Below are 11,113 nucleotides of genomic sequence, written 5' to 3'. Positions count from 1 at the left end.
ACTGGTTGGACCACGCCATCGAACTCGGGGCATCGGGCATCGCGCTGGGCCCGATCTTCGCCTCGCGCACACACGGTTACGACACCACCGACCACTACCGCATCGATCCCCGGCTCGGTGACGACGCCGATTTCGATCACCTCGTCGCCGAAGCGCACCGACGCGGCCTGCGCGTCCTGCTCGACGGCGTGTTCAACCACGTCGGGGTGGATTTCCCGCGCCATCGCGAGGCGGCCGAGGACGACGCCGCGGCGCGCTGGTTTCGCGGGCGTCCCGGACGCTTTCACACGTTCGAGGGCCACGACGGGCTGATCACCCTCAACCACGACAACCCCGACGTCGTCGACTACACCGTCGAGGTAATGGCGCACTGGTTGGGGCGCGGCGCCGACGGCTGGCGCCTCGATGCGGCTTACGCCGTGCCCCAACAGTTCTGGGCCTCGACCTTGCCGCGCGTGCGCGAGCGCTATCCGCAGGCCTGGTTCGTCGGCGAACTCATCCACGGCGACTATGCCGCGGTCGTCGGGGCCGCCACCTTCGACTCGGCCACCCAATACGAGTTGTGGAAGGCGATCTGGAGCAGCCTCAACGATGGCAACTTCTTCGAACTGGACTGGGCGCTGCAGCGCCACAACGACTTTCTGAGCCGATTCGCGCCGCTGACGTTCATCGGCAATCACGACGTCACCCGCATCGCCAGCCGGATGGAAAACCCCGCGCATGCGGCCCACGCGCTGGTGTTGCTGCTCACCATCGGCGGGGTGCCCAGCGTCTACGCGGGCGACGAGCTCGGTTTTCGCGGCGTCAAGGAAGAACGTTTCGGCGGCGACGACGCGGTTCGTCCCGAATTTAGCTCTCCCCCACTGCAACTGGATGACGTCGGTGTCGAGACCTGGGCGCTGCACCAGTACCTGGTCGGGCTGCGACGGCGTCACCCCTGGCTGCATGCGGCATCCACCACCGCGCTGCGACTGGAAAACCGGCACTACGTCTACGAGACGCGCAACGGTGACGACGCCCTGCTGGTGGTGCTCAACATCGACGACGAACCCCTGCGTGTGTCGTTGTCGGAGCTGGGTAAGGGACGCGCCCAGGTCATCGGCGGATCGGCGGCGCCGCCGCCGGACGTCGTCGACAGGCTGGTCGTGGAACCGCACGGCTGGCGAATCCTGCGTCCGGTCTAGGGGCGATCGCGAACGCGGCGTAGCCGGGCGAAGCGGGTCGCCCCATCTGGTCTAGGGGCGATCGCGAACGCGGCGTAGCCGGGCGAAGCGGGTCGCCCCCATCCGATCTAGTGCGACGCCAGGCGCGCCAGGGTCAGCTCGTCTTGGCGTCCGCCGTAATACTTCTCGAGCACCGCGACGAAGTCCCCGTCGTCCTCGGTGGCGTGGGCGAACAGCGTCATCGACGAGCACAGCTTGAGGTCATCGGGCGAACCGAAGATCTGCCCGACCGATCGCCCTTGCACCGCGGTGACCAGCCGGGCGCACTCGCGCAGCCGTGGGCCCAGCAGCTCATGGCGCAGGTACGCGCGAGCCTCGTCCAGCGAGGAGATGCCGTAGCGGACCGCGGTCGGGCTGCCGCCCAGGCCGCGCAGCTGCGGGAAGACGAACCACATCCAGTGACTGCGCTTTCGCCCGCCGCGTAACTCGTCGACGACATTGGCGTAGGCCGGCTCCTGGGCGTCCACAAAGCGTTGGAGATCGAACGGGTCGCCTGCCGAGTCCATACGACTACCGTTGCACAGTATGGAACTCGAAAGACGACAGGCCGTCCGACGACGAGTGCCCAAAGTGCGCGACCTCGCCCCGCTCCTGCAGTTCAAGCGGCCCGAGCTCAACGCGACCAAGCGCCGGCTCGACGCCGCCTACACCATCGAAGACCTGCGGCGCATCGCCAAACGGCGCACCCCCAAGGCGGCGTTCGACTACACCGACGGCGCCGCCGAAGACGAGCTGTCCATCGAACGCGCCCGACAAGCCTTCCGCGACATCGAATTTCATCCGACGATCCTGCGCGACGTCTCCCAAGTGACCGCAGGGTGGAACGTGCTCGGCCAGCCGGTCGTGCTGCCGTTCGCGATCGCGCCCACCGGATTCACCCGGCTGATGCACACCGAGGGCGAGATCGGCGGCGCGCACGCGGCGGCCAGGGCGGGGATCCCGTTTTCCCTGTCCACCTTGGGCACCTGCGCGATCGAGGACCTCGTCACCGCCGTCCCGCAGGGCCGCAAGTGGTTTCAGCTCTACATGTGGCGCGACCGCGAACGCTCGATGGAGCTGGTGAAACGCGCGGCCGACGCCGGCTTCGACACCCTGCTGGCCACCGTGGACGTCCCGGTCTCCGGCGCGCGGCTGCGCGACAACCGCAACGGGATGACGATCCCGCCCACGCTGACGCTGCGCACCGTGCTGGACGCGTTGCCCCACCCGAAGTGGTGGTTCGATCTGTTGACCACCGAGCCGTTGGCGTTTGCGTCGCTGGACCGCTGGCCCGGCACGGTCGCCGAATACCTGAGCACGATGTTCGACCCGAGTCTCACGTTCGACGACCTGGAGTGGATCAAGGAGCGATGGCCCGGCAAGCTCGTCGTGAAAGGGATTCAGACGCTTGCCGATGCCCGCGCGGTCGTCGACCGCGGCGTCGACGGCATCGTGTTGTCCAATCACGGTGGGCGCCAACTGGATCGGGCGCCGGTGCCGTTCCATCTGCTGCCCACGGTGGCGCGTGAGCTGGGTCAGCACACCGAGATCCTGGTGGACACCGGCATCATGTCGGGCGCCGACATCGTCGCGGCGATCGCGCTCGGCGCCCGGTGCACGCTGGTCGGGCGGGCGTACCTGTACGGCCTGATGGCCGGCGGTGAGGCGGGGGTGAGCCGTGCGATCGACATCCTGGCCGAAGGGGTGATCCGGACCATGCGCCTGCTCGGCGTCACGTGCCTCGAGGAGCTTTCGCCCCAGCACGTCACGCAGCTGCGGCGGCTGGGCCCCGTGCCGCCAGCGTGAAGCTGGCCGCACACTCGGGCCTCAATGTGAGGCTGGCCGCACACTCGCGACCGCGGGGCCCACGGGAACAAACCGGCGCCCGGCTGGGTTAAGCGCATCAGACTCAACTTTTGGAGGATTTGATGGCTGAAGCCAAGTCGGTGCCGGTGCTGTTTGTCACCTACACCATCGTGCTGCCCGGAATGGTGGTGCCGATCGCGCTGGACGACGCGGCCCGCGCGGCGACCGACGCCGCCCAGGCCAGCGAGTCGGGGCAGCTGCTGATCGCCCCCCGGCTCGAGGACCGGTACCCCTCGCACGGCGTGATCGCGAAGATCCTGCAGGTCGGGCGCATCGCCGGCGGCGGCACCGCCGCGGTGGTGCGCGGTGAGCGCAGGGCCCAGATCGGGGCGGGCGCATCCGGCCCCGGGGCGGCGCTGTGGGTCGAGGTGACCGAGGTCCCCGAGACCGAGGCGACCGACGAGATCAAGGCGCTGACAGCGGAATACAAGAAGCTGCTGCTGGCCATGCTGCAACGCCGCGAGGCCTGGGAGATCATCGACTACGTCAACCGGCTGACCGATCCGTCGGCGCTGGCCGACACCTCCGGGTACGCGTCCTACCTGACCAACACGCAGAAGAGACAGCTGCTGGAGACGATCGACGTCGCCGAGCGGCTGCGCGTGCTGATCGACTGGACCAGCGATCACCTCGCCGAGGTCGAGGTCAGCGACAAGATCGCCGAAGACGTGCGCGAGGGCATGGAGAAGACGCAGAAGGAATTCCTGCTGCGCCAGCAGCTGGCCGCCATCCGCAAGGAACTGGGCGAGGGCGAACCCGACGGCTCGGATGATTACCGGGCCCGCGTCGAGCAGGCCGATCTGCCCGAGACGGTGCGCGAGGCGGCGCTGCGCGAGGTCGGCAAGCTGGAACGCTCGAGCGACCAGAGCCCGGAGAGCGGCTGGATTCGCACCTGGCTGGACACCGTGCTCGACCTGCCGTGGAACGTCAAGACCGAGGATTCCACCGACCTGAAGGCGGCGCGGGAGGTGCTGGACGCCGATCACCACGGCCTCGACGACGTCAAAGATCGCATCGTCGAATACCTCGCCGTGCGGGCCCGTCGCGCCCAGCGCGGGCTGCAGGTGGTCGGCGGGCGCGGCTCCGGCGCCGTGATGGTCCTGGCCGGTCCCCCCGGCGTCGGCAAGACGTCGCTGGGTGAGAGCGTGGCCCGCGCGTTGGGCCGCAAGTTCGTCCGCGTCGCCCTGGGCGGCGTGCGCGACGAGGCCGAGATCCGCGGGCACCGTCGCACCTACGTGGGCGCGTTGCCGGGCCGGATCGTGCGCGCGATCGGTGAGGCGGGATCGATGAATCCCGTTGTGCTGCTGGACGAAATCGACAAGGTCGGTTCCGACTACCGCGGCGACCCGAGCGCGGCGCTGCTCGAGGTGCTCGACCCGGCGCAGAACCACACCTTCCGGGACCACTACCTGGATCTGGACCTGGATCTGTCCGATGTGGTGTTCCTGGCCACCGCCAACGTGATCGAGAACATCCCGTCGGCCCTGCTGGACCGCATGGAGCTGGTGACCATCGACGGCTACACCGAGGACGACAAGGTCGCCATCGCGCGGGACTACCTGCTGCCCCGGCAGCGGGAGCGCGCGGCGCTGACCGAGGACGAGGTCGCGGTGACCGACGCGGCGCTGCGCAAGATCGCCGCCGACTACACCCGCGAACCCGGTGTGCGACAGTTCGAACGGCTGCTGGCCAAGGCGCTGCGCAAGGCGACCACCAGGCTGGCCGACCATCCGGGACCGATCACCATCGATGAGCCGGATCTGGTTGACTACCTGGGCCGTCCGCGGTTCATGCCGGAATCGGCCGAACGGACGGCGGTGCCCGGTGTGGCCACCGGCCTGGCCGTGACGGGCCTGGGCGGTGACGTGCTCTACATCGAGGCCGGCTCCACCGACGGTGAGCCGGGCCTGCAACTGACGGGCCAACTGGGTGACGTGATGAAGGAGTCGGCGCAGATCGCGCTGTCCTACGTGCGCTCGCACTCCGCCGAGCTCGGTGTGGATCCCAAGGCCCTGGACCGGCGCATCCACGTGCACGTGCCGGCGGGCGCGGTGCCCAAGGACGGCCCGTCGGCCGGTGTCACCATGGTGACCGCCCTGGTCTCCATGGCCACCGGACGCCAGGTCCGCTCCGACGTCGGCATGACCGGCGAGGTCACGCTGAACGGCCGGGTGCTGCCCATCGGCGGTGTGAAGCAAAAGCTGCTGGCCGCCCAACGCGCCGGGCTGTCAACGGTTTTCATTCCATCGCGCAATGAGCCGGATCTCGATGACGTGCCCGCCGAGGTGCTCGAGGCGCTGGACGTGCGGCCCATGACCGACGTCGCCGAGATCGTGGCCCAGGCGCTCGAACCGCCGGCCGGGGCCGCCACGGTGGCCGCCTGATCTCGACGCCGGGCGTGACCCAGGGCTTTCCCCGTGGTCACGCCCGGCGTTGAATGAACCCGTGACTCTCAAACGACAAGTGGTCCATCGTGTTCAACGCCTGCTGGTCAATCCGGTCGGCCGGCAGCTGCCCATGACCATGCTCGAAACAACGGGACGCAAGAGCGGGCAACCGCGGCGCACCGCGGTGGGCGGGCGCGTCGTGGACAACCAGTTCTGGATGGTCTCCGAACACGGCGAACACTCGGACTACATCCGCAATATCAAAGCCGATCCCGCTGTGCGGGTGCGCGTCGCCGGCAAATGGCGCAACGGCACCGCCCACCTCCTGCCCGACGACGACGCGGTGCAGCGCCTGGGCAACCTGCCGCGGCTGAACAGCGCGATGGTGCGCCTGATGGGCAGCGACCTGCTGACCGTCCGAGTCGATCTCGACTGACCCGGCGCATGGCCTACGACGAAGACCTGGCCAATCGGATCCGCGAACTGCTCGCAGGCCAGCCCGGCATCGACGAGAAGCGCATGTTCGGCGGTCTGGCGTTCCTGGTCAACGGCAACATGTCGGTGGCCGTCAGCGGCCAGGGCGGACTGTTGGTGCGGGTGCCGCGCGAGGACACCGACAAACTCGCCGGGCGCGCGCACGTCGGCTCCATGGTGATGGCCGGGCGGGAAGCCCGGGGCTGGTTGCGCGTCGAGGCCGCCGGGGTGCAAACCAAACGCCAGCTTCACAGTTGGGTCACCCGCGGCGTCGAGCACGCCCGCAGCCTGCCGCCCAAATAGCGAGCGGTTTGCCCCGGCAGCGTGGGGGTACGCGATGCGGTATGGACTCCCGGGTGCGACGGCTGCTCGACGTTGCCGGCACGACTTATGCGGCACAGGCGCGCATCACGATGAGCGACAAGCCGATGCCGCTGTTCCAGCTTCTCGTGCTGTGCATGCTGGCCAGCAAACCCATCGACGCGGCCATCGCCATGGGCGCCGCGCGTGAACTCTTCAAGGCGGGCCTGCGGACGCCCAAAGCGGTGCTGGCCGCGGATCGACAAACCATGATCGACGCCTTCGGGCGCGCGCACTACGTGCGTTACGACGAGAGCTCGGCCACCCGGCTCACCGATATGGCCCAACGGATTCGCGACGACTACTCGGGTGATCTGCGTGAACTGGCCGATCGCAGTGGGCACGATGTGGCCGCGGCGAAACGGATGCTCAAGCAATTCAAGGGAATTGGCGACACCGGTGCCGACATCTACCTCCGCGAGGTGCAGGACGTGTGGACCTGGGTGCGCCCGTACTTCGATGATCGGGCCACCGGGACCGCCAAGCGGTTGGGGCTGCCCGCTGAGCCGAAGAAGCTGGGAACCCTTGCGCCGCGGGATAATGCGCGGCTGGCCGCCGCTCTGGTCAGGGCGTCGCTGGATGACGATGTGCGTCAGCAGGTGGCTGGCTGAGCGCGCAGTGGCCATACGTATCGGTACCTCGGGGTGGTCGTACAACCACTGGAACGATGTGCTGTATCCACCGGGAACACCGTCGGCGCGCCGTCTCGCCCGCTATGTCGAGGTGTTCGACACCGTCGAACTGAACGCCAGTTTCTACCGGTGGCCCAAGGATTCGACGTTCGAGGGCTGGCGCGATCAGCTGCCGGACGGCTTCGCGATGTCGGTCAAGGCGCATCGCGGTCTGACGCACTACCGTCGCCTGGCCTCCCCCGAGCCGTGGATCGAACGATTCGAACGGTGCTGGCAACTCCTGGGTGATCGCCGTGGCGTGCTGCTGGTACAACTGCACCCCGAACAGCAGCGCGATGACGCGCGCCTGGATTCGTTCTTACAGCTCATGCCCACGTCGATCCGCGTCGCCGTCGAACCGCGGCACCCGTCGTGGAATCACCCCGCGGTGTTCGAGATATTGGAGCGCCATCGCGCCGCGTATGTGGTCATGAGTGGGCTCGGCCTCGCGTGCATTCCCCGCGCGACGACCGATTTGGTGTACATCCGGATGCACGGGCCGGATCCGGAGGCGAACTATGCCGGTTCCTACACCGACGACGACTTGCGGCGCTGGGCCGACCGGATCACCGCGTGGGACGGTGACGGAAAAGACGTGTGGATGTACTTCAACAACGACCTGGGCGGCCACGCGGTCCGCAATGCGCTCGACCTGCGCGAGCTGTTGCGTTGAGCGCCCACGGGTAGGCTGAAAAATCCAGGAGAACGGAGCACGACCCATGGCCAATTCGACCAGCTTCGTCATCATCGGCGGCGGACTCGCGGCAGCCAAAGCCGTAGAAGCATTGCGCGACAACAGTTTTGATGGACACATCATTGTGTTCGCCGACGAGGAGCATCTGCCCTACGAGCGGCCCCCGCTGTCGAAGGACTATCTGGCCGGCAAAAAGTCGCTGAACGATTTCACCGTGCAGAACTCCGACTGGTACCGCGACAACAACGTCGACCTCCGGCTCAACACGCGGGTGACCGCCCTGGACGCGGCCGGCCACACCGTGGGGTTGCCCGACGGCGCCACCGTTCCCTACGACAAGCTGCTGTTGGCGACGGGATCGGCCTCGCGGCGCCCGCCGATACCGGGATCGGACTCCGGCGGTGTGCATTACCTACGCACCTATGAAGACGCCGCCGCGTTGAATGCCGTGCTGACCGAAGGGACTTCGCTCGCGGTCGTCGGGGCCGGGTGGATCGGGCTGGAAGTGGCCGCGAGTGCGCGTCAGCGAGGCGTCGACGTCACCGTCGTCGAAGCCGCCAAACAACCGCTGATGGCCGCGCTGGGTGAGACCGTCGGCGAGGTGTTCGCCGCCCTGCATCGCGAGCACGGGGTGGATCTTCGGCTCGAGACGCAGGTCGAGGAGATCACCCGGGCCGACGGTTCGGCGACCGGCCTGCGAATGCGGGACGGCGAGACGATCGCCGCCGACGCCGTGCTGGTGGCCGTCGGCGCCAAACCCAACATCGAACTGGCCGAGCAGGCCGGGCTCTCCCTGGGTGACGGCGGGGTGCTCGTCGACGCGTCGTTGCGCACCAGCGATCCCGACATCTATGCGGTCGGCGACATCGCCGCCGCCGAACACCCCCTATTCGGCACCCGCATCCGCACCGAGCACTGGGCCAACGCGCTCAAGCAGCCCGCCGTGGCGGCGGCTGGGATGCTGGGCAGGCCAAGCGAATACGCGGAGCTACCCTATTTCTTCACCGATCAATACGACCTCGGCATGGAGTACGCCGGCCACGCCCCCAGCTTTGAGCGGGTGGTGTTCCGCGGCGATGTCGCCGGCCGCGAGTTCGTCGCCTTCTGGCTCGACGGCGAGAACCGGGTGCTGGCCGGAATGAACGTCAACATCTGGGACGTGCTTGACGACGTCAAAGCGCTGATCCGCTCCAAGGCGTCCGTCGACCCCGCCAAACTGGCCGACCCGCAATCACCCCTGGGCGAGCTGCTCGGCTGAGCCGTCCTCGGCGGTGGGCTCGGCGCCCGAGCCGTCGGCGCCGGGCGGGACGGGCGCCCAGGCTCCGTCGATGACGTCCGGTGGGCACTGCGCCTGCAGGCGTTCGCGTTCGGTGCGGCGGCGTTTGATCCGCAGCCGCGCGTCGCCCGGCATGGTGACCAGTTCATTGCAGGTCAAGTAGTACACGTCGTCGACGGCGTCGATCAGGTCCGCCTCGACCCGCAGAGATCCCAACGCGCGCAACGTCATCCGCAGCTCGTGCGTGAACCGCATCGTGGTGTCGTGGGCCAGCTCCCGCGAACCGCGCGCGTTGGCGGCAAGCCGCTCGGCCAGCGTGGCCGACGCGGGGTCGGGGGGCGCGGCCGCCGCGGCGGCGGTCAGCAACATCGTCGGGTCGTCGGCGAAGGTCGTGCTGGCCAGCTCGGCCTCGCCCGGGCCGCGGTGCCCGATGCGTGCGACGACCGCATCCACGGTGGCGGCGGTCTTCGGTGACAGCGCACGAATGCTCGCGAGGTTGCCCTCGGCCGCCAGCCCGCACAACGGCGGGTCGGCCCGCAGCGCCGACGCCAACTCCGCGATCTCCGCCGCGACGAGCCCGCTGTCGGTGATCATGCCCATCCCCGGCACGCTGCGGCCGGCCTGGCGGCGGACCGGCGCCGCGGCGCTGACACCGGTGTCGATCAACCAGAGCGCGTTGAGGATCCAGCCTTGGTGGATCCGGTCGCGCAACAGCCGCAGCCGCACTTCCAGAGCGGCTTCGGGCAGCAACGCCAGTTGGGTGGCATCGAGGTGCTCGGCTTCCGCGACGGCGCAATACGCCCGGGTGTCGGCCCGCAGGTGACGCAAGAGCGCAACCGACCGTCCCGCGGCGACCGCCTTGGCGACCGAGCCAAGCGCGCCTGTCGTCCCGGCCGGCTCGCCGAACGGCAGCGGATCGCCGACCTGGGGCTGGCCGACGAGGGCGTCGCGGACCACGGCGTCCTGGTCCCACCCGGGCAGCTGGCCGGCCGCGACCATGTTGACCGACACCCCGACGTAGGCGCGGTGCCCGAACACCGCGATGGCCCGGCTGCCCCATTCGGCCTCGGCCACGCCGCCGAGGGCGAGCACCTGTCCCAACACCCGGCTCGCGGTGCGCAGCCCGCTCAGCTGGACGTCCAGCGTGATCGGGGTGAGCGGTCCGGGCAGCGCCTCGGCCAGCGCGGCGCCGCTGAAAACGGGGAACCGCGCATCGATCTGATCGTCGAATTCGCCTTCCATGCCTTCCGGCGCGGCGGTGCGCACGTCGTCGCCGGCCGGTCGCCGGGATTGCGGCAGTACCTCGACGGGCAGCGCGAGCTGTCCCCCCTGGTTGATCGCGCCGGCGGTGTCGAGCCGGCGCCCGACGAGTCCACGCGCGGTGTCGGCGACCGCGTCAAGCGCGTGCCAGCCGTACTCGAACATCCAATCCTCTTGTGCCGCAGCGACATCGAACTCCGGCATCAGCTGCGCCCAACTGCGGACCCGATGCAGCCGGGAGCGTGGGTCGGTGGCTCGCAACACCCGCCAGGCCGTGACCATGTTGACGGTGTCCGGGCTGGCGAGGTCCACCACGCCGGTGCGATCGGTGTTCAGAGACAGGACCAGAAAACGCATCAGGTCGTCGAGATGCAGCACGCGCATGGGTTGCGCGGAGACCTTGCTGCGCAACAGCGTGGCCACGGTGCGGCACACCATCCAGTCGAGTTGGCGCCCGACCGGTGGCGCGATCCGGATGACCGCGGTGGGCCCCCAACTCGAGGACACCAGGTCCTCGGCCGGTCGATACAGCTCGGGCCGGCCCGCGGCCTGCGACACGAACAACAGACGGGAACCGGCACGGGCCGCCGCGTCGGTGACCCGCGCCAGCCCGTCCATGCCGGCGCTGCCGGGCGCGGTGGGATCGATCGGGGCCAGATGGATGACCGCGTCGGCCTCGTCGGTGAGTTCCCGCAAGACGCGGTCGCGCAGCGATGCGCAAACAAATTCGACGTTGCGGTCCAGGCAGGGATGCGGGAGCTCAGCAATGCCGCTGACCGTGTGCCCGGCAGCGATGAGCTGCCCAGCGACCAGGCGCCCGAGTGCGCCGGTGGCGTCGGTAACCAGGATGTGCACCTGGGCTCACCTCCCCCAACCCTCAGCACTCAACAATAGGCAAGTCGGCCTGGGCTACGCGACCGTTA

General features: G+C 68.8%; 10 protein-coding genes. 8 read left to right on the top strand and 2 right to left on the bottom strand.

All coding sequences use genetic code 11. The features are described from left to right. Nucleotides 1-1,184, top strand: a 1,184-nt coding sequence (locus JF781_RS23090; RefSeq protein WP_225341310.1) for an alpha-amylase family glycosyl hydrolase, incomplete at its 5' end; no start/stop codon positions are given. Nucleotides 1,185-1,291: 107 nt separating this feature from the next. Here JF781_RS23090 and JF781_RS23080 read toward each other — a convergent pair. Beyond that, a complete protein-coding gene (locus JF781_RS23080) occupies nt 1,292-1,729 on the bottom strand; it encodes a DUF1810 domain-containing protein (protein ID WP_225328844.1) in 438 nt (145 codons plus the stop codon). A gap of 19 nt (nt 1,730-1,748) precedes the next feature. Here JF781_RS23080 and JF781_RS23075 point away from each other — a divergent pair, with 19 nt between their 5' ends. From JF781_RS23075 to JF781_RS23045, 7 genes are all read left to right on the top strand, one after another. Next, nucleotides 1,749-3,008 (top strand): alpha-hydroxy acid oxidase, encoded by a 1,260-nt coding sequence (locus tag JF781_RS23075; RefSeq protein ID WP_225328843.1) that lies wholly within the window; start codon nt 1,749-1,751, stop codon nt 3,006-3,008. Nucleotides 3,009-3,130: 122 nt separating this feature from the next. Then, entirely contained in the window at nt 3,131-5,452 is a 2,322-nt protein-coding gene (lon, locus tag JF781_RS23070; RefSeq protein WP_225328842.1) for an endopeptidase La, read from the top strand. A 61-nt stretch (nt 5,453-5,513) separates the two neighbouring features. Next, nucleotides 5,514-5,891 (top strand): nitroreductase family deazaflavin-dependent oxidoreductase, encoded by a 378-nt coding sequence (locus JF781_RS23065; protein ID WP_374109746.1) that lies wholly within the window; start codon nt 5,514-5,516, stop codon nt 5,889-5,891. A gap of 8 nt (nt 5,892-5,899) precedes the next feature. Further along, on the top strand, nt 5,900-6,232 hold the full coding sequence (locus tag JF781_RS23060) for a TfoX/Sxy family protein (RefSeq protein ID WP_225328840.1): 333 nt from the start codon (nt 5,900-5,902) through the stop codon (nt 6,230-6,232). A gap of 41 nt (nt 6,233-6,273) precedes the next feature. Next, entirely contained in the window at nt 6,274-6,900 is a 627-nt protein-coding gene (locus JF781_RS23055) for an endonuclease (RefSeq protein ID WP_225328839.1), read from the top strand. 7 nt (nt 6,901-6,907) lie between these two features. Continuing rightward, nucleotides 6,908-7,633 (top strand): DUF72 domain-containing protein, encoded by a 726-nt coding sequence (locus tag JF781_RS23050; protein ID WP_225328838.1) that lies wholly within the window; start codon nt 6,908-6,910, stop codon nt 7,631-7,633. A 46-nt stretch (nt 7,634-7,679) separates the two neighbouring features. Continuing rightward, nucleotides 7,680-8,912, top strand: a complete 1,233-nt coding sequence (locus JF781_RS23045) for an NAD(P)/FAD-dependent oxidoreductase (protein WP_225328837.1) — start codon at nt 7,680-7,682, stop codon at nt 8,910-8,912. Here the strand turns inward: JF781_RS23045 and JF781_RS23040 are convergent. After that, nucleotides 8,886-11,045, bottom strand: coding sequence for an NAD-dependent epimerase/dehydratase family protein (locus JF781_RS23040; protein ID WP_225328836.1), 2,160 nt, complete (start codon nt 11,043-11,045; stop codon nt 8,886-8,888). The genes JF781_RS23045 and JF781_RS23040 overlap by 27 nt on opposite strands. Nucleotides 11,046-11,113 lie beyond the last annotated feature (68 nt).

It is taken from the genome of Mycobacterium sp. WUMAC-067 (assembly GCF_020217485.1).
In the GTDB taxonomy this organism is placed as follows: domain Bacteria; phylum Actinomycetota; class Actinomycetes; order Mycobacteriales; family Mycobacteriaceae; genus Mycobacterium.
This window is presented reverse-complemented; position numbering and strand designations above follow the sequence as displayed.